Genomic DNA, 21,048 nt, shown 5'->3' with positions numbered 1-21,048 from the left:
TTTTACAGTATAATTACCTCTGTTCTCCTGTTCTTCCGGCGCCCTTCGGGGTTATCACTTCCATCCGGATTTTCGTTAGGCGCAATGGGTCTTTCTTCCCCGTATCCTATGGCCGTCAGTCTTCGCTTATGTATACCCTTGTCAATCAGATAATTCCGGATAGCATCAGCCCTCCTTTGTGAAAGCTCCTGATTGTGAACGGCATCTCCTTTGCCGTCTGTATGGCCTGCAATTTCGATCTTCACCTTGGGATTATGCCTCAGGTAATCAAACAACAAGTCCAGGTCCTGATGGGCTTCCGGCTGAATGGCTGCTTTATCAAATTCAAAATAAATATGCTCCATAACCAGTACTGTTCCTGCTGTTATTTTTCCTTCCAGTCGCTGCTCTGACAGCACCTCCAGCTTCTGAGCCACCATTTTGTCCAATGCCTCCTTTTCCTCAGTCAGCGACTTCATAACCACTACCACAGTATCAGGATAGTTGCCATATTGATCCTGCAAATCCATCTCCGTAGTTTCAAAACCAGTTTTTGCAACCACTAGTGCTAGCTTTAAATCTTTTCTGTAAGGCAGTTCAAAACTACCTTTTTCATTACTGGCAGTCACCCAGAAAAGGCTGTCCGGGTTTTCTCCAGCACTCTTGAGCTTTACGCCAACAGTGGCATCAGGCAGGGGAAGGGAATCTGTGGAAATAACAATACCTGGTAGTTGAAACACAGGGTGTTTTTCGACATAAAAAATATCATCACAGCAGTTTTTCCCAAAAACTGAGAGGCTTCCATCACGATTGGAAACCAATGTGCCATTGGCATCGGCCACTCTCCATGAAAAATAAGTGTCGTCAAATCCGGTATTGATCGATGCACCCATATTGATTGGCGACCGCCAGCTTTTCAAGCCTCCATAAGCACTAAAGATGTCATAGCCGCCCAACCCCTGATGAAAATCGGAGCTGAAATAAAGCGTGCCTGAGGCATCGTCATAAAACGGTGTGATCTCATTTCCGGATGTATTGATGGCACTGCCGCAGTTTACCGGCTTGCTCCAGTCCCCTTTTCTATCCTTTGCTGAGTACCAGATATCCATACCGCCTCTCCCCTTTTCCCGGTCGGACACAAAATACAATACCTCTGTTACATTCCCTCTGCGTTTTACCTGTCCATACGCCGGTTGAGTGGAAGTAGAGGTGGCTTTGTTGATATGCTTTCCAAGCTTAACCGGATCCTGCCATTGCCCGTTGACTTTTCTTGACTGGTATATAGCGCAGCGAATCTCATGGGCCTTATTTTCTTTACAGATGCTAAAAGCAAACAATTTCCCGTCTGCTGACAATGAGCCATTGGCGCTGTGAAAAAAGTCGTGATTAAAACTTTCTGCAAGCTCGGCTTCCTGCCATTCTCCATTTGACTTTTTGGCAATATGAAGCTGGTTTATGGGTGAAAAGTCTTCATTATCTGAGATTTCCAAAGCAGAATCTGACCTCAATGAGGTAAAAAGCAATGACTGATTATCCAGCCAAACCGGACCAAAGTCAGAATATTTGCCGTTAACTGTATTGGGTAAACGCTCTATTTCATATTCACCCAAATACGCCAGGCTAAGTAAGCTTTCCGCCTCCTTGCAAGCTCTTATTTTTGCGTTTGCCTGACGCTTCATGCTACGGTAGTCTGCATGCCCCGGCTTTAGCCTTAAAAACTGGAGATAAATGCGTTTTGCCTTCTCATACTCCTGTACAGCCATTAAGCTATTGCCATAATGTAGGAATGCTGTATAATATTCATTTTTTAAATGCTTATCCGTTTCGGTGAGCTTGTGCAAAACCGCGAAAGCTTCCACTGCCTCTGTGTGATTACGCACATTGTATAAAGCTTCACTTAACTTATACCAGACCTTTATATTTTTTGGGTTGTGCTTTACAATGTCTTTATATAAAGGTATGGCCTTATAAAAATCTCCTTTATTGTAGCTGCCATCTGCTATTTTCTCCCGCACATCCTGCTGGGCATTGGCTTGATATGTATTAATCGAAATTAATATAAGTGCTACGGCAAGTACCGATAATCTCTTTCCCATGATCTCTAAAATGTTCTGCAAGGAATAATGTAACTGCCTGTATTCTTTTTTGTCCTTCCCCGGTAAATGAGTGACAGCTCAAAAACACCCGGGGAGCCCTGCCCCGCTTCATCTGCTGATGCCAGATTTTTAAGTCCGGAAATAGCAAAGTCATAGCTAGCGTGTACCTCCACACCTTTGATAGCGGCACCTGCATAAATAGTGGCATATTCTGACCATTGACCAAATAGCCCCAAATCGAGCTGCAAATCTTTATCAGGGAAAATATCATATTCCGCAACCACTCCTGTACTTATTTCGGTGGCTTGCTGCTCCATGGTGGCCAGCCAGCGCGGAACCAGGGCAAGACGGTTATTAACTTTGTATTTTACGCTGCCAGAAAGCACTTTTCGCTTCATTCCGACGCGGGCCAGGGAATCACTAAAAAAGCCTTCCTGAGGGTCGATAATATTTTGCAAACCTGCTCCTATGGAGGTCTGCCATTTCGGATTGATCAAAAATGTATATGAGATACCTGCATTTACATCATAGTTGGCCTGTTGGTCACTGGTAAATGGCTCGCCGTGAGGAACATTTACATCATAAACAAAACCCTGATACTGGCTTTCAAATATCAACTTATCAATATTAACCGAGCTGATGGCATAGCTAAACCCTGCACCGGCAGAAATAATATGACGGGCCTGAAAATCCAGTGGAAAATGATAAGCGAGGTTCAGGCCAATCTCCTGATTTTGCATAATATTGTCGCCCAGATGATCATCTATGGCGTACAAACCAACTCCAAAGGAGTCTCCTGGCCTAAATCCTTTATTAAAACGAACATCACCTGAAATCCCGAAAGTCACAAATTCAGCATTTATGCTGCTCCATTGTTGCCTGTAAATACCTGCAACCCTGTATGTCTCGGTGATATTTCCTGTTGCCGCAGGGTTTATATTGAGAGGAAAGTTAAAGAACTGCGAAAATTTAACATCCTGGATTTGTGCCTTTGCTCCCAGAGAAAGTAACACGAGGATTATGAAAATCAGTCTTCTCATCGTAGTAGTGTTACGTTTCTTTTGAAATTAAACTCTTTGCCATAGGCTCCCGTAGCTTTAACATGAGCGACATATACCCCGGAAGGCTGAGGACGACCATTATAGGTACCATCCCAGAGCGCCTGCACATCGCCCAAAGCATTGAAGACCTCTTGGCCGTGCCTGTTGAATATTTTATAGGTGTATAAAGTTTTTATGCCCTGCTGCACCAGGCGTAACTGGTCATTCTGACCATCGTCATTAGGAGAAAAAGCAGTTGGCAGGTCAAGGTATACATTAAGGTCAAGAGGCAAATTCAACGTATCAGAACAATTGTAGCCATTGGTTACCACATGGGTCAGCGGGTACTTTTCTATAGCATTATAAGTATGGATCGGATCCCGCTCCGTGGTGGTGGTACCATCTCCAAAATCCCAATAGTAAGAAATAATATCCCCCTCGGAATCATCGTAGAATTGCACGGGAATATAAGCTTCAACAAACGGAACTGGTATTTCAACACCCGCAACAGGTGACGGCTTTACATAAACCGATTGGGTAAGGGTATCGGCACACCCTAAGGATGAAGTAGCGATCAGGCTTACCGGGAAGTTTCCTGGTTCTTCGAAGTAAAAGCTGACATCTTTGGTGTTGGCCGTTGACCCATCCGGAAACTGCCATGTGTAGCTTTCTATTGACCCTTCCCCCTCGGTGGTAAGATTGGTGAATGACATCGCTGACCTGGCGCAAATGGTATCGTAGCTAAAATCTATAACCGGGGCTTTAATCACAGTCACCATTTTCGTTTTGCTGTTCCCGCAACCGGAGAAGCTGTTGATAACCGTTAAAGTAACGGGGTATACACCTCCCTTTTCAAAAGCATGGGTGGTGACCGGTATAGGCACTGGGCCTTCCTGAGTAGTGCCGTCACCAAAGTCCCATCTGTAATCTGTTATATTTTCGAGTGTATCACGAAATGCCTCCTCAAATGTTAAGATTTCCTTTGCGCATAAGGTTTCGAAATTAAAATCAGGAATTACAACCCTGGCAGCAAATCCGCTCATTGAGCTATAGGAGGTACAACCATTAATATCGGTGGCGGATAACTCAACCTTGTATTCTGCTCTTTCCGTAAACTGATGTGTAAAAAAGATTTCATTGGATGTGATTGTTGTACCTTTCCGAAGATTGGTCACTTCCCATTCGACAGCTTGTATGTCCGATTCTGTTTCTACCTCAAAGGTGATGGGCTGATACATACAAAACCGATCTTGCGAGGCTTTTATCTGAACCGCAGGACGCGCATTAACCGAAATATCTTCATTAAATTCGCTTGTACAGTATCCATTGGCCAGGCTATTGTTATTGTAATCCACTCTGAGGTTAATATCAAAGTCACCGGCTGAATTGTAAAAATGTGGAGATATTTTGCCGTACCCATAACCATCGCCAAAGTTCCACACGTAGCTGTCAACATGACTTCCCGAAGGCCCCGTGCCAGTAACTTGTCCGCCCTGGCAGACCTCTTCGGACGGGTTGATCTCAAAGTGGTTATCTATAGAGGTATTATAAACAGGCCATACAAAATTGCGATAACAACCGTCAGAGTCTTCTACCTCCAGCCTCACATTATAGTCTCCTTCCTGCGAAAACTCATGTTGAGGATTTATATCAGCAGAAGTGTTAGCTGTTCCGGAACCGGGATCATCGAAGTTCCAGGTATAGCTGGTGACTGTATTGGTCAGTGAGACTGCATTGGCATAAAAATTAACAATATCACCAGGCTTACAATATGGATCGTACCTGAAATGCGCTGATAACGGGTAGGTTACCATTACGTCATCAGACAAAGAACAGCCTACGATATCAGTAGCTGTTACAGTATAATACCCTGAACTATTGATGTTAATATCTTCGGTAGTTTCATTCGTGTTCCATTGGTATGCGATAGCTCCGGTCCCTCCTGCAAGAATTTCAGTTTCCAGCAGGGAGTCGGGCTTGCTGCAAATCAGGTAGAAATTATCCTGAATAATATTTACCTCCGGACTGGGGTCTATCTTAATGGATTTGGTGATTGTATTTTCACATCCGCTTAGGCTTAAGGCAGTTACAGATACATTGTAAGTGCCGGCCACATTATAAACATGCTGCACATTAATACATGGAGGAAGTGATGCAAGGTCGCAGGTTTGAACTGTACCATCTCCAAAATCATAAACCAGAGTCTGCATAAAGGTACATTCATTAATACCTGCAAATATTGCCTGCAATGTAACCGGAGAATATGTACAGTGTCCATCGAGTGTAAAGTTGAATGGTGGCGGGTCACATATGGTAATATCTTTGGTGATGGATTCGGAACAAGGCACAGCACCATTATCGGTGATTTCAAGTGTCACTTCATAATTTCCTGCCACGGCATAGGTGTGTTCAGGATTTTGCTCGGTAGAGGTGTTGCCATCTCCGAAATCCCATGACCAGCTTACGATGTCCTTTGAGGAGTTCTGATGGTAGGACTGATCGGTGAATTCTGCAGGCATACCTATACATCGGGGTGAAACATCAAAATTTGCAAAAAGCTCATCGTTTATATACGTCGAGCTGGTGTACGAGCAGCCGGTGCCATCAGTAACCTTCAGGGAGTGCGAGCCTACCCCTACAATATTAGTAGAGCCGGTAGAGCCGTCGCTCCATAAATAGGTATAGTTACCATCTCCTCCTGTTACCGTTGGCTTCAGTTCGAGGATCTCATCACAGGCAATAACCTGATAACCACCCAAACTAAACTGAGGGCTTGATCTTACATTTAGAACAAATGTTTTTACGGCTACCCCGGGCTGCGGACATTTTTTATCACTCGCCTGGACTACAACATTATAAACTCCTGCATCAGCATAACCGGTATGCCATAAAATGCGGCCGGTTGGGGACCGTGAGTTATTGTTTAATACTGAAAAGATACCGGCAGGGCCATCTACCAGAGTAACCAAAATGTTCTCATTGTCGGCATCTTCAACATCAAATTCAAGATTTATGGTCTCCCCTGCACATATATTAACTGTTTCACTGTTAATAGTTTTAAAGTCAGAGATCACCGGTATAGCATTACTGCAATCTATACTTGTAAGCTGTATTCCTCTTTTTACCCAGCCTATAGATTGCCCATTTCTGAATTCCTCAACTTTGAAATCCGTGATGCCTGTTATCAACAGTGTAGGGTTAATGGTCAGGTCACCACTGCTAGCATTAAGCACAGGAGTACCTGAAAAAGCCATAAAATTTGTGGCATTGTAGCCATCGCTAAACACTACATCAGTATCATAGTTACTCTTAGGTGTTTCAAGAGTGAATTTTAGTTGGTCGCCATCGGGGTCAGTAGCCAAGTTGTTAAATGTCTGGCTCTGGTTTATACAAACTGTTGCAACTGCAGAACCTTCAAAAACCACGGATTGGTTACAAGAGGCCAGCTTATTATTAATAGAGGCCTCAATAAAAAAGTCTTCGGCTTCAGGTAGTACTAATGTTTTAATTTCTTCACTTCTGGCAGCTCGTTTCCAAAAAAACCTCCAATCTTCGCTCAGGCTATGGCTGCTAAGGTTCACCGTTCCCTCATACACTACTTTCTCCACTCCTCTATGCGAACCACCGGCACAGTTGGTAATATATCCTTCGCAAAAGAGCTGAACCTCTTGCGTTGATACTTTGAAAACTTCAAATACCAAAGGGTTGCTAGCCTCAATGCCGAGATCAGTTGCGTAATATTGGATGGGATATTTTTGTTCCAGTATAGCCTCAGAGCCACACTCTGTGTATACCGTTAGGATTATCTTATATCTCTTGGACCCTACGCACTTGTAAGTGAGGTCACCCCCGATGATGTGCGTTGCCAGCAATTCAGTACAAGACAGGAAGAGACAAAAAGCAAGGAGAGCTTGCCTTAAAACCATTTTAGCCACTATAAACAATTTTAAGGCAGCAAATTAAACCATAATAAATTAGAATTGAAACTTCATGTATCAGAATTAGTTATATTTCAATTTGGTTTAGTTATAATATTCGCATGTTTACTCACATTCATCATCTTCAAAACTAATATTCCAGCAGTGGCGCTGGTCATCCTGATAATATTCCTGTTCGGTTATCCAGCCATATTTTTTGTTTCTGTTCCATCCCACCGATGCGGTGTTACCGTTGTTAAGCAAATTGTAGAGTCCGTCATATATGCTTTCATCGGTTATGGTATACTCAATGTAGGAGCCATCTCTATGGGCGGTGTATTTCATGTGGTTGATAATGCCCTCCGCATTTTCTTCCCAATGTATTTTAACAGCCTCAATACTGTCCACGGGGTGTTTGAACAGGCTCCAGGTTCCTGATTTTCTGTCAGGGGCTGATAATCCCTGAATAGCTGTAAAATCCTCAAAGCTGCCAGGTTTGGAAATGAGCATCTCCCAAACCACCCCATTCTCACTTTCGGTGGCTAATAGTTTGGAGGTATATTGCTCGCCTTCGAGCTTAAATTCTGTATCCCACGCCCAGCCCTCGTCTGAGTAGGCAGCATCTTTATTTGTAGATATAAGGTATGCTGTAATTGGCATATTCAAATCATTATCCATAAACTTCTTCCATGATGAAATATGCCCGCCTGCCCTTATGGCATTTCCAAAAGATTCCTGACGACCATTGTTAACAGCAAAGGTTTCAAACTCCATGAGCATAGTAGACGCCGGAAGGATATCGATGCGGCTGTCAGATCCCGGGTCATCGTCATCACCAGAGCAAGAAATCAATAATTGACCAGCCAACAGGACAACCATAAGAACAATCTTTCTCATTCGATAATTATTTTAATCTTTCTAACAGCCTAAAGAAGATGTTGTTACAGCGGCGCATTATTTTCTGGCATACTCATGCTCTATGGGTCGTTTACGAGCACTTTAACCCGCTGATTAGCTTAATCTTCTTTTATTAAAAACAAATGATATAGGCTGGTTGATTGGTTTTTATATCTTTGGCGAATATTTTTGACTTATGGAAATAAAAAACAACGCTTATCAGATACAAGGTGTCGATCTTAACAAAGTGGTTAAGGAGTTTGGCTCACCTGTATACGTTTATGATGCCAACAAGATCATCGATCAGCTAACTACGCTAAAGAATGCTTTTAGCAATCAAAAGATAAAGATAAAGTATGCCGCTAAAGCGTTGACCAATATTTCTATACTTAAATTAATGAAAAAGCATGGCGCCGGGGTAGACGTGGTATCGGTACAGGAAGCCAAGCTGGCGCTTAAGGCGGGTTTTGAGCCTGGCGATATTCTTTTCACACCAAACTGTGTTTCATTTGAAGAGATTCAGCAGGGTGTGGAAATGGGCCTGACCATCAATATTGACAACATCTCAATACTGGAGCAGTTCGGTCATAAGTACCACAACAGTGTCCCATGCTGCATAAGGCTGAACCCACACATTATGGCGGGTGGTAACTCTAAAATATCTACAGGGCATGTGGACTCCAAGTTTGGTATCTCTATATATCAGTTACCTCATTTGCTGAGGGTAATCAAGACGAACAATATTGATGTGATCGGTCTTCATATGCACACGGGGTCAGATATACTGGATGCAGAAGTGTTTTTAAAGATTGCCGATATACTTTACGGTGTGGCCCGTGACTTTCCTAATCTGGAATTTATTGATTTTGGCAGCGGCTTTAAAGTCGGCTACAAAGAAAATGATATTACTACCAATGTTTATGATCTGGGTGTAAAGCTTGGCAAGTCGTTTGACAAGTTTTGCGAAAGCTATGGCAGAAAACTGGAAATGTGGTTTGAGCCAGGCAAATACCTGGTTAGCGAGTCTGGCTATTTCCTGGTAAAGGCCAATGTGATCAAAACAACCCCTGCAACGGTTTTTGTAGGTGTGGACTCAGGCATGAACCACCTGCTACGCCCTATGATGTACGATGCTTACCATGAGATCGTAAACATTTCTAACGCTAAAGGGACACAGAGGGTGTATACAATTGTCGGATACATCTGCGAAACAGACACTTTCGGCTGGGACAGAAAACTCAACGAGGTTCGTGAGGGTGATATTCTGGCTATCAAAAATGCCGGAGCTTATGGTTTTAGTATGTCATCTAACTACAATTCCAGGTATCGTCCGGCTGAGGTACTGATTTATGAGGGTAAAGCACACCTGATCAGGGAAAGGGAGACGATGGACGATATATTGAGAAATCAGGTGGAAATAGATATTTAGTAGTTAGTCTTGAGATTTTAGTATTGAGACTGAAGACTGTGAGGTTGGGTGAGGTTCTTTACCCAACCTCATAGTTAGCATGAGCTTTAACTATTCCTTGTACTTGTCTTTTAGCTTGTGCTTATATTCCTTCATGAACTTCTCCACTTTCGGACGGGAAACTGAGGCTACATAAGGCTGGTTGGGGTGCAGCTCGTAATAATTTTGATGGTAGTCCTCTGCCTCATAAAATGAGGTGAACCTGGTGATCTCAGTAACTATGGGCTCATCGTATTTACCCGAACCTTCCAGTTTGCTCATTACTTTTTTGGCTGTTTCCTGCTGCGCGGCGGTTTTGTAGAATATGGCAGAACGATATTGCTTACCAATGTCAGGCCCTTGCCTGTTCAGTTGAGTAGGGTCATGAGAGGCAAAAAACATTTCCACCAACTCCTCATAAGTAACTACTTCGGGATCGAACAATACTCTGACGGACTCGGCATAGTCAGTACGGCCAGCTCCAACTTCTTCGTAAGTAGGATTGGGTGTTGTGCCTCCACTGTAGCCAGATACCACATCTTCCACGCCTTTTACCCTTTCAAAAACTGCTTCGGTACACCAAAAGCAGCCGCTGGCAAAAATGGCTGTATCGAGTTTTGCTGCCAGGGCAGGATCAATTGCCTTTTTTTCATGCTTTACATCACCTCCCGAAGCACAACTCACAAAGGCTGCAAGGACAAATAGTATTAGCGGGGTTTTTATCAGGTAGTTCATTTTTGAATGTCTTTTATTACTCTCTAACTGGCGTTAAACTTCTTTTGTTTCATTAGGAATATCGCCGGGAAGACAAAAGGCACGAATAGAACACATTTATGGGGTTCTTTAAAATAAGCTATAATTGCCTCCTTTTCTAAACTTAGTAAGATCAAACGGTGGGATTTCCCGTCCTGCCATGTATCTAGACCTGGAGGAGTTAAAGAGTTGGGCTATGATATCAGCAATGTTGCCTTCTCCTCTCATTCTTCTTCCAAACTGGCTGTCGTTCACATGGCCTCCGTGAACTTCAGATATCTGGTTCCATACTTTGTCAAACCTGTCAGGGAAATTTTTACGCAGCCAGTCTTCAAAAACCTCTCCGATATATCCGTTAAGCCTCACTATAGTATAGCCTGCCCCCAGGGCGCCGTGTTCTGCTGCTGCCTTGATGACTTTAGGTATTTCATGGTGGTTGAGACCAGGGATAATGGGGGCATTCATGATGGTAACGGGTATACCTGCTTTAGACAGCTCTTCGATGGCTTTAAGCTTTTTATGGGCACTTGCAGTACGCGGCTCTAGTACTGACCTCAGCTTTTCATCGAGTGATGTAATGGAGAGCACCACATGAACCAGCCTTTCCTTCGCCAACGGCTCCAGTATATCCAGGTCGCGAAGTACGGTTACATTTTTGGTAATAATGCCCACCGGATGCCGGTATTTGAGGAATACCTCAAGAAGCCGGCGGGTAATACCAAGCTTTCTTTCAATAGGCTGATAACAGTCGGTGTTGCCGGAAAGCATGATGGGCTGGGGCTTCCATGATCTCTGCAGAAGGTGTTTCTCAAGCAGCTCAGGCGCATTTTTTTTAACAATAATTTTAGTCTCAAAATCCAGGCCTGCATTATAACCCCAATATTCATGGGTCTTACGGGCGTAACAATAAATACATCCATGTTCACATCCCTGATAAGGATTGAGAGAATAATACATCCTCACATCCGGGCTATCAACTTTGTTAACTATCTTTTTGGGGTTTTCATAAAAAATTTGCGTCGGAATTTTCTCCCCGATCATCTCTTCATCTATCCCCTCAATGTGCTCAGTAACATACTCCTGTTTCAGAAAAGGATTGGATGTTTTTATCTGAGCTCCCCTGCCTTTATGATATTCCGCTTCCATATATCAAATTTGCCAAAATCATTAGTTATTACTAAATATTTTAGTAAATTTGTTTCTCCATTAAATGCTATAATAAAAAAAGAGATCTATGCACAGCCAGGCTGGCGTAGATCTCTACTTATTTAATGGCTGTTCTTAATTAAAAGCTGTACCTGAGTCCAAACTGTAGTTGCCACCTTGAAAGCAGGTTGGTAACTGGTGTATATGACTCCGTTAGTGTACCATCAAAGCTATACGTGGGTACTCCATTGGTAACGCTTACGCCCACTGGTTGCACGTTAGTCGGAAATTCCCTTACTCCCCAGTCTGAACTGATCAAATTGCCTACATTGAGTATATCTATACTAAACTGTATGGTATGTCCATTGCTAAGGTTATAATCCTGAAGAAGGCGCATATCCCATCTCGAATACCAAGGGCTTAGTACCGCATAGCGCTCGGCGTAATCACCTCTGTTGTCACTTAGGTAATCATCCTGCTCTATAAAATCCCTGTAGGCTTCCCTTTGTGCATCATTAACAAAATTCATCTGGTCCAGCTCGCTGTCTGTAGGTATGTATAACAGGTCATTGAGTACAGAACCATCACCATTCAGGTCTCCTGAGTAAGTATAGCTAAAGCGGCCTCCTCTGGCATATTCCAGGTAGAAGGAAACTGTGGTTGCCCACTTACCTCCTCCATATTTGAAGGTTTTGTTGGCATTACCCACAAACCTGTGCTTATTACCATAAATAGAAGGTGCCAATACAGCTTCGTTGGCATTTCCTACTACCGGATTTAATGCAAATGCATCACTGGAGATCTCAGACTCAATGGAGCTTACACTTTTAGCATCCAGATAGTTATAGGCCAGGCTGGTATAAATACCATTGTCCCAGTTCCTCTCAATTTCAAAAGTAGCGTTGAAGCTTCTTCCTTCATCTGAATTTGTAAAGACATAATTGGCCGCTCTACCTCCATCATACGTAACAATGTCAGAAGGCGCATAAATGGCCCTGTTGTCTACACCTTGTAAATTGGCCGTGGGTGTTCTCAAACTGTAATCCCTCACCAACATGGCATTTATATCCTTTGTATAAGCCAGGTCTATGGTGGCCAACCAGCCTTTTCCGAGCTTTTTGTCCAATCCAAGGCTGGTTCTCCAAACCTGCGGAAACTGAAAATCCGGGTGGGTTATGTTAAGAAAGCCAGTGGATGGGTTCGCTACCTGATTGCCTATCCACACAAAAGGCAGGCGACCGGTAAACAAACCTGATCCTCCTCTGAACTGTATGCTTTTATCTCCTTTAATATCCCAGTTAAAACCAACTCTTGGTGATATTAAAGGGGTTTGATCAGGAAGTTTGGTGTTATCAAAAGTTACCGGGTTGTTATCTTCATCGTAGTAGGTAACGCCATCTTCATTTTTGGTAATGTTGTCACCAGTATCAAAGTATAGAGGAAGATCCATGCGTATTCCGGCTGTTACAGTAAGGTTATCCGTTACAAGCCACTGGTCCTGAGCATACAAAGCCCACTGACCCACATTGGTTTCTGCCAGTGCCCATGAGTCATTAGCATTGTTTTGGTTAAAAATCGCTTCCGTATCAGCCTTCCAGGTATCAAATTCCCCGGCCTCAGCTCTGGTCAGAAAATCATTGATATCTACACCTCCACCAAATGTACCTCCCTGTATCAACCATGGAAACGGATCGTAGACACCGAGGTTGAAAGAGTTGTCAAATGAAAACTTTTCAAATGAAGTACCTACAGTAATCGTGTGGTCGCCAAAATACATCTCAAAATTGTCGGTAAACTGAAGCACGTTCTGCTCCAGCCGGTTGTGAATAGAAAATGGCTCATGACCTGCAATTATGTAAGGAATACCATCTTTGTAGATGTTGATAACAGGGAATGGAGAACTAAAAGGATCTCTGCTATCATCAAATTTTGTAAAGCCAGCTTGTAATTTATTTGAGAATTTGTTGCCAAAAAGTGCCTTCCACTCGATAAGGCCTGAATGGATTTTGTTGTTGATCTGGTACCCTGAATTTCTGAACTGCAAGGTGGTGGCATCAGGCCCTCTTCTACCCAGGGCAGTCGGGTGAGCAGGTTTTTGTTTCAGGGCGTCCAAAAAGTTGTAGGTAGCTGTAATAGTATGTTTGCTATTAATACTCCAATCCAGCTTAATAATTCCTTTTTGGTTATTGGTTTCATGGATAAACCCTTGGTATGCGCCGGTTTCGTAGCCCACAGCAGCCAATGCATCTGAGACAGCTATAAGGTTGGCTTCTTCCACCCTAGACTCATTAATTAAATCCTGAGGTCCGTTTTTTGCTACAAAGTTGGAGCCCAGGTCATCCCTTCGTTCCATTTCAAAGTTGGCAAAAAAGAACAGTTTGTCTTTTACTATCGGGCCTCCGATACTAATCCCGGTTTGAAGCTGCTTCAAATCACCGACCACTACTTCATCTCCTTTCACCTTGCTTCCGGTAAATTCATCGGTTCTGTAAAACCCAAATACTGTACCCGAAAATTCATTGGTACCACTTTTTGTTACCGCATTTATAGAGGCTCCGGTAAAGCCTGACTGGGTAACATCATATGGAGAAACGGCAACCTGTATCTGCTCAATGGCATCCAAAGAAACCGGCTGAGCATCGGTCTGGCCTCCTGGTGTGGCAGCATCCAGTCCGAAAGGATTGTTAAAGATGGAACCATCCAATGAAAAATTGTTGTACTGGTCATTTCGCCCCGCAAATGAATTACCATCAGATGATGGTGTCAACCTGTAGATATCACTCGCAGAACGGGTAATGGTAGGCAGTTTCCTGATCTCGGCATTATCAAAAGCCTCAGCAGCACCGGTCCTGTCGCTATTGAAGGTTTCATTATTGCCGGTGATAACCACCTCTCCCAGGGTAGTAATGTCCTCATCAAGATTAAAATCAATTTCAAGGACCTGTCCTAATAATAAATTGATGTTTTCCTGTTGTTGTTCGGTGTAGCCTATATAAGTAACTTTTACAGTGTATGGGCCTCCGACTTTAAGGTTGGGCAGGTTGTATTTGCCATCTGGCCTGGTTGAGGTTCCATATTGAGTACCAGTAGGCTCATGAAAGGCTATAACCGTGGCTCCCGGTAATCCCTGGCCGGCATCATCGGTCACTTTCCCCCGAATAGCCGCCGTAGTGACGCCCTGGCCGAAGGAGACTGTCATGCTGGTAGACAATAACAGTAATGATAAAAGTAAATTTCTAATCATGGTTATTTGGTTAGGTTTGCAATTGTTAAGGATTAATGAAATAAATGTTATTAGCCAACTTTATGAAGTTAGTCTGTAATAACGATCATTCAAAAAAATTTTAACAAATATGCGCCCTCAGGCTTTTAAATTGAGCTTGAAGCCTATGCCATGATAATTCACTATTTCAATGGAAGGGTCACCGGAAAGGTACTTCCTGAGTTTTGATATGAAGACGTCCATGCTACGCCCTAAAAAGTAATCGTCGTCTCCCCACACTTCTTTGAGTATCTCCTCTCTTCTGATAACTATACCTAAATTATTGCAGAAGCAACGCAGCACATCGGCTTCTTTCTGGGTAAGTACTTTACTTGAATTGTTGCCGGTCAGGGTAAGGTTGTTATAATCAAAAGTGTACAGGCCGACATTAAAAATATGAGGAAGCTCCCGTGTCACTTCTTTGGTTGTGCGGCTTCTTTTAAGAAAGACCTCTATCCGGCAAACCAGCTCATCCATGCTAAATGGTTTAACGATATAGTCATCGGCACCCGTCCTGAAGCCTTCAAGCTTATCGTCCTGCATAGACTTGGCGGTAAGAAAAAGTATAGGAATGTCAGTATCTGTTGACCGTATCTGCCTGGCAAGGGTAAAGCCGTCCTTTTTCGGTAGCATAACATCAAGTATGCAAAGGTCAAACTGCCCCTTTTTGTAGCTCTGCAAGCCCTCCTCGCCATCATAGCACCTAACCACGTCATAACCTTTCAGCGACAGGTTATCCTGAACAACAAAGCCCAGGTTTTTGTCATCTTCAACGAATAGTATCTTCTTTTCAGCCATTATTCAGGTACAGTTTAAAGGTGCTTCCTTTTCCTGGTTCGCTTTCCAGTTTCAGCGTTCCCTTGTGTGCCGTGATGATCAGGTTAACGTAGTTAAGGCCTAGTCCAAAACCTTTTACATCGTGAATATTGCCGGTAGGCACACGATAAAATTTATTGAATATTTTCTTATGCTCTTCATTACTTATGCCTATTCCATTGTCTTCAACTTCTATAACCAGCTTCCCCTGCTTATTGTAGGTAGTAATTTTAATCAGTGGGGGCATATTGGTGTATTTTATGGCATTGTCGAGCAAATTATAAAACACATTAACAATGTGCAGCCGGTCTCCATTGATGTACGGGTTAGCAGCATTCATTTGCAAATCTACCTTCCCTGCCCTTTCCTCCAGGTTAAGTGCTACACCTTTCAGAGCTTCATCGATGACCTCATGAATGTTTATTTTTTCTTTTTTTAGTGTAACCTCTTCTTCGTCCAGGCTGGCCATTTGCAACACCCGCTCTACCTGCTTTTTCAGCCGCTGGTTCTCGTTTTGAATAATGGTGGCGTAGTTAAGCAATCGCTCCGGCTGTCTGATGATTTCCGGGTTCCTCAGCACTTCTGCTGACAGGGCTATCGTTGAGATCGGTGTTTTAAACTCATGGGTCATATTATTAACAAAATCCTTTTGTACCTCAGAGAGTCTTTTTTGTTTGAGGATCACGAAAAGCGCGTAGGCAAAAAATATGATCACCACCAACAGAACAAAGGATGAGAACATCCAGACTCCCATGCGATTGGTTATGATGGAGGCTTTATTGGGAAACTGCACACCGAAATAGTAATTCTGGTTTTCCCATTTGGGAAGGATGCCCGTGGTGGCTGTTGGCTTCATCTTTTCGTCCATCGCCACGTAGCTGCCATAAACCATTTTCTCATTGGTGCAGTCATAGATTCCGTACTCGAAGTCTGCAGTGATATTTCGCTTTTCAAACTCTGTCTTTAATAGGTGTTCGAGCAGGTTGGCGTCAATTTCATTATTGATCATCACCACATAATAGTTGGTGGAGAGTTGCCGGATAGGGTTATTGGCAGGCTCGGCTGTGTTGGATATCTGAAAAAACTGATTGGCTACATTATATAGTGCGGTACTCACGTCCCGGTTAAACTGATCGGCCTCTGTATTAAAGGCCTGCTTAAACCAATACACCTGGGTAACTACTATTCCGGCGATGGAAAGTACGGCAAGTACTACTATAAACCTGATGGTGTTGCGCTTCATTACCTGAAAATACTAAAAAGTGAGATGGACTACTATTCTTTAACATCTCATTAACAATTATTACAAATCCCTTAACAAAATGATTCTCAAGTTATTCACAATTTGGGCCATAGATGCTGCAAAATGTAGCCATGCAAATTTTCATCACACTAAATATTATCATTATGAAGAAGTTATTTTCAACAATTGCATTTGTTTTACTGGCGCTTGGATTACATGCCCAGGAGATAGCTGTTTCTGGCGCTAACGCTGAATTCCACTGGGAAGAATCTCAGACATATGATTTTGGTAAAATCGCCAAAAATGTACCGGTAACCCATTCTTTCAGGTTTACTAATACCGGAGATACACCTTTGATCATATCAAGTGCCAAAGCTTCTTGTGGTTGTACAGTTGCTGCTTTCACCAAAGACCCAATAATGCCTGGCGCGTCAGGTGAAATCACTGCTACCTACAATGCTCAGAAAAGCGGACTGTTTCAAAAGGGTATTACCATAGCATCAAATGCGCAAGAAAATGTGGTAGTGCTATATCTCAAAGGAGAGGTTACAGAATGAGATGATATATCTAAGACGGGGTGTGCTGCTTGTATCAACATAATTAAAGCGGCACCCTCATTTATTCATACAATTTTAACTAAACACTCTGAAAATGAGTAGTTTATTACATAAACATCTGTAATATTTCCGGGATTTTTTATTCACATTAGACAAAAAATGTAGTGATCCTTTTGCATCATTTGTTAAATTTGCACTCTTATTTAAAATTTAACGGTTGGTCACTCCTAACTCTAATTTGTAAAACCAAATGTCACCCAAATTCTCCCGGGTTCGTGTTTTTTTACCGATGCTTCTTTTCAGCATAGCAGTGTTGTCGTGTGGCACTTCGCCTTATGAGTATCCTGCATTCTCCAAAAACGGACATATTAATGTGGTGGTCGAAATTCCGGCAGGAACTAATCTAAAATATGAGTTCAGTCCTGAAACGGAGGAATTTGAAGTGGAGATAATTGATGGCAAGAGGCGTATGGTACAGTTTCTTCCCTACCCGGGCAACTACGGATTTATTCCTTCCACACTAATGGACAAGTCAAGAGGTGGCGATGGGGATGCACTTGACATTCTGGTAATTTCTGAATCATTGCCGCAGGGCATGGTAGTGGAGGTCATTCCTGTTGCTGTACTGCACCTTTCAGACCGTGGGGAGACTGATGACAAGATAGTAGCAGTGCCTGCTGAAGCAGATTTACGGACGATCAATTGCACCACATTGAGTTGTATGGAGGATAATTACCCGGAGGCATTGTCTATTATACAAGGTTGGTTTAGCAGCTATAAAGGGTCCGGAAAGATGAAATTTCTGGGGTGGGCCGATGAAAATAAGGCAATGAGTGAAATAAAAAAATGGTCAGTTTCTGATGAGAAAAAATAATTACCTGTGGATATTCCTGGCTGTGGCTGCCTGTAGCGCCAACAGTGATAGCAACGAGTTTGAAAAGGAAGTATATTTTGACAAAGCGGAGTCATGTGGTGAAGTTGAAAACCCTTTGATCAATGAGGCATCGGGGCTGGCGGAGAGCCTTAGCAATGCAAACATGCTGTGGACACATAATGACAGTGGCAACGATCCCTTCATTTTCCTGATCGATGAACACGGCGCTGACAGGGGCACTTATGAGCTAAAGGGTGTGGTGAACCGCGACTGGGAGGACATCTCAAGTGGCCCGGGACCGGAAGAGGGCAAAAATTACCTCTACATAGCAGAAATGGGTGACAATTATGCTGTACATGAATTCAAGTACATCTATCGGTTTATAGAGCCAGTTGCAGGACAATCCCGGATTATTGATAACTTCGAAACCATCGCATTCCAATATCCTGACGGCAGACGTGACGCCGAATGCCTGATGGTAGACCCACTTAGCAAAGACTTGTACATTATCTCAAAAAGGGAAGACCAGGTGGGCATTTATCGTGCTCGTTACCCACAATCCACTGAAGAGGTTAATATTTTAGAAAAGCTGGGAACCATACCTTATCATAATATCGTGGGCGGGGATATCTCTTCCGATGGAGGAGACATCTTATTAAAAACTTATGATCAGATTTTGTACTGGCCACGACCGGAAGGTATTACTGTTCATGAGGCCCTGCAGCAGGAACCTTTATTGATCCCTTATACCCCCGAACCTCAGGGGGAGTCCATTGCATGGAAAAAGGATGAAAGTGGTTTTTTCACTTTAAGTGAGGAACGCGACAGCATAGAAGCGGTGTTATACTTTTATAAAAAGCAGTAGCCATGTAAATTTGCCATGATAGGTTTTTAGCAAAAAAGGTATTTTTTACCCCGCTGGTTACGCATCATCGTTAAAAGATTACACCATTTCAAGGATGTAATTTAGAGTACGTGATACTGATTCTGAAGAAGACATATTATTCAAAACGCACTTACAGTACTTCTGAATGATCTTTGTCCCTCACTATTAAAAGTTTAGACATCCATTTATACCTAAACTTGTCCTTATCTCTGTCAAGCGTTTAAAAACGGAAAAGAACGCATCTTTTGCAAAATGAATGTTTCATAGCTTTACCATATAATATTGATTATTAACAATTTAAATGGTTCAAATATGAAAAAGACTTTAACTTATCTTTTTGCCTTAGGTTTATTGGTAGCAGTCAGTGCGTGCACAGATCAACATGCCGAAGAAATCTATAAACTATCTAACGAGAATATTTCAAATATGGCGGGAACCGACAAAAGCCACAGCGAAGTTGACAATCCGCCTCCAGCTCCTTAAGAAAGTTATACATGTAAGTTTTACCCGAAAAGACCCGAATATATGTTGGGTCTTTTTGTTTAATTTACATTTTGGTGCAGGAAAAATTATATTTATGAGCAAACTTGTTTTCATCCCTTTGGTTCTGATCAGTGCCATGAGCTTTGGACAACCTGATTTACAGGAGCTTTATGATTCGGCAAGACTTACTTCCAATATTGAATTAGCGCAAAAAGTTAATCAGGCGGCCCGCAAAATTAAGGATACAAGGCTTACCGCAAACTCTCACTATCTTATCGCTTATTTACAAAAGAAGAACGAAAGCTTTTATCAGGCTACTGCCAGCTATTTTGATGCCTTGGAAGCCTACCGTTCCTTAAATGATAAAGAACAAATCGCCAATGTTATTGAAAACATTGCCAATATTTACTCTAAAACCGGTTTTCACGATACGGCACTGAACTATTATTTTGATGCCCTCACTATAAAGAAAGCAATGAACGACACCAGGGCTGTAAATAAGCTCAACGCACACATTGCCTTTCAGTATCAACAATTGGGCAAGCATGAAGACGCAATCCAGCTTTATGAAGCCACCATTGAAGATGCGAAACAATCTAATGATACCATACGCTTATACTGGATTTACAACAACCTGGGACGCTTGTACAGAATAATAAAAAGGTATCCTGACGCACACATGACTTATCAAAAAGCACTGGAGTTTTCATACAGCCTGGATGACAAGGTAGGTATATACAATAATATCGGTTATTTATATCTATGCAGCGGTGATACCGCAGCCGCAACCACAAACCTAAAAAAGGGACTTAAGCTGCTCCAAGATGACAATATTAAAGAGAGTGATTTTACAGGCACGATTTATTCAAACCTCGGGAACATTTATGCCGGAAAGGAGGCAGATTCTTCTCTCCTTTTCTTTGAAAAAAGCTTTTCATTTTTTCAGCACCATCAGATAGCGATGAGTGAAGAGTTTTTCGAGGTTTGCAAAAAACTTAAGGAAATCAATCGTGATAAGGGCAACCTTCATGAAGCTTTAAAATATAGTGACAATATAGACCTCCTCACCGCTGATTTGCTGGAGCTCCGCATTAACCTTAACGACATGTACAACCAGTACCAGGTAGAGGCCGCGACCTACAAATTTGCAAGCGAGGAAAAGGCCAGGGCTCTGGCCAGGCAATTGGAGATTGCACAATATATTAAATGGACGCTTGCTGCTTTAGCAGCTATTCTGGTTACATTGTTAGTGCTTCTATATCGTAAAAACCGTAAGATCCAATTTGCTCAGGATACGGCAAGGAAGATATATAAGGTTATACATTCATAAAAGTGGGAGATTAAGGATGGTTCAACTTCCCTTCATGTTTATTAACTGTGTGAGAAAATCACTCGAAGCCGATAATTTGCCTTCAAGCTTTTGTTTTTCTTCTTTCAATCGCTCATTGGCATGAACCAATGCTTCATACTCATGCAAAAGGTCTTCAAAAGCTTCAGTGGGGTTATCTTCAAATATTTTGCGATAAAGCTCTGTTTTTACCCGTACGCCTCTTGAAACTTCGGGGTCGCCATTTTTGACTACGGTTGGAGCTTCTGCCACATTGTTTTCCTCACCTGCCGCAAACAAGTAGGTAACGGGGGTTTGGAGTATT

16 protein-coding genes are annotated in these 21,048 nt (G+C 42.6%); 6 read left to right on the top strand and 10 right to left on the bottom strand.

Translation table 11 applies throughout. From position 1 onward, the window contains the following. Window positions 1–2 precede the first annotated feature (2 nt). From E1163_RS29035 to E1163_RS29020, 4 genes are all read right to left on the bottom strand, one after another. Window positions 3–2,075 carry an OmpA family protein gene (locus tag E1163_RS29035; protein ID WP_155177099.1) on the bottom strand — a complete coding sequence of 691 codons (2,073 nt, stop codon included), beginning with the start codon at window positions 2,073–2,075 and terminating at the stop codon, window positions 3–5. A gap of 5 nt (window positions 2,076–2,080) precedes the next feature. Further along, window positions 2,081–3,115 carry a PorP/SprF family type IX secretion system membrane protein gene (locus E1163_RS29030; RefSeq protein WP_155177097.1) on the bottom strand — a complete coding sequence of 345 codons (1,035 nt, stop codon included), beginning with the start codon at window positions 3,113–3,115 and terminating at the stop codon, window positions 2,081–2,083. After that, complete coding sequence (locus tag E1163_RS29025; RefSeq protein ID WP_246223976.1) at window positions 3,112–7,041, bottom strand: PKD domain-containing protein; 3,930 nt, start codon at window positions 7,039–7,041, stop codon at window positions 3,112–3,114. The genes E1163_RS29030 and E1163_RS29025 overlap by 4 nt, the downstream gene beginning before the upstream one ends. A gap of 117 nt (window positions 7,042–7,158) precedes the next feature. Then, window positions 7,159–7,929 (bottom strand): hypothetical protein, encoded by a 771-nt coding sequence (locus tag E1163_RS29020; RefSeq protein ID WP_155177094.1) that lies wholly within the window; start codon window positions 7,927–7,929, stop codon window positions 7,159–7,161. Between the two features lie 196 nt (window positions 7,930–8,125). On the opposite strand from E1163_RS29020, the gene lysA reads away from it, so the two are divergent. Next, window positions 8,126–9,358 (top strand): diaminopimelate decarboxylase, encoded by a 1,233-nt coding sequence (gene lysA, locus E1163_RS29015; RefSeq protein ID WP_155177092.1) that lies wholly within the window; start codon window positions 8,126–8,128, stop codon window positions 9,356–9,358. A 90-nt stretch (window positions 9,359–9,448) separates the two neighbouring features. Here the strand turns inward: lysA and msrA are convergent, their stop codons facing one another. The 5 genes from msrA to E1163_RS28990 form a co-directional block, all read right to left on the bottom strand. Beyond that, window positions 9,449–10,111, bottom strand: a complete 663-nt coding sequence (msrA, locus tag E1163_RS29010; RefSeq protein WP_155177090.1) for a peptide-methionine (S)-S-oxide reductase MsrA — start codon at window positions 10,109–10,111, stop codon at window positions 9,449–9,451. Window positions 10,112–10,219: 108 nt separating this feature from the next. Continuing rightward, the gene (locus tag E1163_RS29005; RefSeq protein WP_155177088.1) at window positions 10,220–11,275 is read right to left on the bottom strand and encodes a PA0069 family radical SAM protein; all 1,056 of its coding nucleotides are present in this window, start codon (window positions 11,273–11,275) and stop codon (window positions 10,220–10,222) included. Window positions 11,276–11,414: 139 nt separating this feature from the next. Further along, window positions 11,415–14,519 carry a TonB-dependent receptor gene (locus E1163_RS29000; protein WP_155177086.1) on the bottom strand — a complete coding sequence of 1,035 codons (3,105 nt, stop codon included), beginning with the start codon at window positions 14,517–14,519 and terminating at the stop codon, window positions 11,415–11,417. 117 nt (window positions 14,520–14,636) lie between these two features. Then, window positions 14,637–15,335 carry a response regulator transcription factor gene (locus E1163_RS28995; protein WP_155177084.1) on the bottom strand — a complete coding sequence of 233 codons (699 nt, stop codon included), beginning with the start codon at window positions 15,333–15,335 and terminating at the stop codon, window positions 14,637–14,639. Beyond that, window positions 15,328–16,596, bottom strand: a complete 1,269-nt coding sequence (locus tag E1163_RS28990; protein WP_155177082.1) for a sensor histidine kinase — start codon at window positions 16,594–16,596, stop codon at window positions 15,328–15,330. Before E1163_RS28990 ends, E1163_RS28995 begins: the two co-directional genes overlap by 8 nt. Before the next feature lie 164 nt (window positions 16,597–16,760). Here E1163_RS28990 and E1163_RS28985 point away from each other — a divergent pair, with 164 nt between their 5' ends. From E1163_RS28985 to E1163_RS28970, 5 genes are all read left to right on the top strand, one after another. Further along, window positions 16,761–17,153 carry a DUF1573 domain-containing protein gene (locus tag E1163_RS28985; protein ID WP_185156252.1) on the top strand — a complete coding sequence of 131 codons (393 nt, stop codon included), beginning with the start codon at window positions 16,761–16,763 and terminating at the stop codon, window positions 17,151–17,153. Window positions 17,154–17,403: 250 nt separating this feature from the next. Beyond that, window positions 17,404–18,027, top strand: coding sequence for an inorganic diphosphatase (locus tag E1163_RS28980; RefSeq protein ID WP_155177078.1), 624 nt, complete (start codon window positions 17,404–17,406; stop codon window positions 18,025–18,027). Then, a complete protein-coding gene (locus E1163_RS28975) occupies window positions 18,014–18,892 on the top strand; it encodes a hypothetical protein (protein ID WP_155177076.1) in 879 nt (292 codons plus the stop codon). The genes E1163_RS28980 and E1163_RS28975 overlap by 14 nt, the downstream gene beginning before the upstream one ends. Window positions 18,893–19,225: 333 nt before the next feature. Further along, the gene (locus tag E1163_RS30760) at window positions 19,226–19,396 is read left to right on the top strand and encodes a lipoprotein (RefSeq protein ID WP_185156251.1); all 171 of its coding nucleotides are present in this window, start codon (window positions 19,226–19,228) and stop codon (window positions 19,394–19,396) included. A gap of 94 nt (window positions 19,397–19,490) precedes the next feature. After that, window positions 19,491–20,726, top strand: a complete 1,236-nt coding sequence (locus E1163_RS28970; protein WP_185156250.1) for a tetratricopeptide repeat protein — start codon at window positions 19,491–19,493, stop codon at window positions 20,724–20,726. A 21-nt stretch (window positions 20,727–20,747) separates the two neighbouring features. On the opposite strand, the gene E1163_RS30755 is transcribed toward E1163_RS28970, so the two are convergent. Then, window positions 20,748–21,048, bottom strand: a 301-nt coding sequence (locus E1163_RS30755) for a hypothetical protein (RefSeq protein ID WP_185156249.1), incomplete at its 5' end; no start/stop codon positions are given.

Source organism: Fulvivirga kasyanovii, assembly GCF_009711405.1.
GTDB lineage: Bacteria > Bacteroidota > Bacteroidia > Cytophagales > Cyclobacteriaceae > Fulvivirga > Fulvivirga kasyanovii.
This window is presented reverse-complemented; position numbering and strand designations above follow the sequence as displayed.

Bases quoted from the DNA above. Each gene is read 5' to 3' on its own strand.
- msrA (WP_155177090.1), bottom strand. From the start codon at position 10,111: ATGAACTACCTGATAAAAACCCCGCTAATACTATTTGTCCTTGCAGCC.
- E1163_RS28975 (WP_155177076.1), top strand. From the start codon at position 18,014: ATGAGAAAAAATAATTACCTGTGGATATTCCTGGCTGTGGCTGCCTGT.
- E1163_RS28995 (WP_155177084.1), bottom strand. From the start codon at position 15,335: ATGGCTGAAAAGAAGATACTATTCGTTGAAGATGACAAAAACCTGGGC.
- E1163_RS28970 (WP_185156250.1), top strand. From the start codon at position 19,491: ATGAGCAAACTTGTTTTCATCCCTTTGGTTCTGATCAGTGCCATGAGC.
- E1163_RS29025 (WP_246223976.1), bottom strand. From the start codon at position 7,041: ATGGTTTTAAGGCAAGCTCTCCTTGCTTTTTGTCTCTTCCTGTCTTGT.
- E1163_RS28985 (WP_185156252.1), top strand. From the start codon at position 16,761: ATGAAGAAGTTATTTTCAACAATTGCATTTGTTTTACTGGCGCTTGGA.
- E1163_RS28990 (WP_155177082.1), bottom strand. From the start codon at position 16,596: ATGAAGCGCAACACCATCAGGTTTATAGTAGTACTTGCCGTACTTTCC.
- E1163_RS29020 (WP_155177094.1), bottom strand. From the start codon at position 7,929: ATGAGAAAGATTGTTCTTATGGTTGTCCTGTTGGCTGGTCAATTATTG.
- E1163_RS29030 (WP_155177097.1), bottom strand. From the start codon at position 3,115: ATGAGAAGACTGATTTTCATAATCCTCGTGTTACTTTCTCTGGGAGCA.
- E1163_RS29000 (WP_155177086.1), bottom strand. From the start codon at position 14,519: ATGATTAGAAATTTACTTTTATCATTACTGTTATTGTCTACCAGCATG.
- E1163_RS29035 (WP_155177099.1), bottom strand. From the start codon at position 2,075: ATGGGAAAGAGATTATCGGTACTTGCCGTAGCACTTATATTAATTTCG.
- E1163_RS28980 (WP_155177078.1), top strand. From the start codon at position 17,404: ATGTCACCCAAATTCTCCCGGGTTCGTGTTTTTTTACCGATGCTTCTT.
- lysA (WP_155177092.1), top strand. From the start codon at position 8,126: ATGGAAATAAAAAACAACGCTTATCAGATACAAGGTGTCGATCTTAAC.
- E1163_RS30760 (WP_185156251.1), top strand. From the start codon at position 19,226: ATGAAAAAGACTTTAACTTATCTTTTTGCCTTAGGTTTATTGGTAGCA.
- E1163_RS29005 (WP_155177088.1), bottom strand. From the start codon at position 11,275: ATGGAAGCGGAATATCATAAAGGCAGGGGAGCTCAGATAAAAACATCC.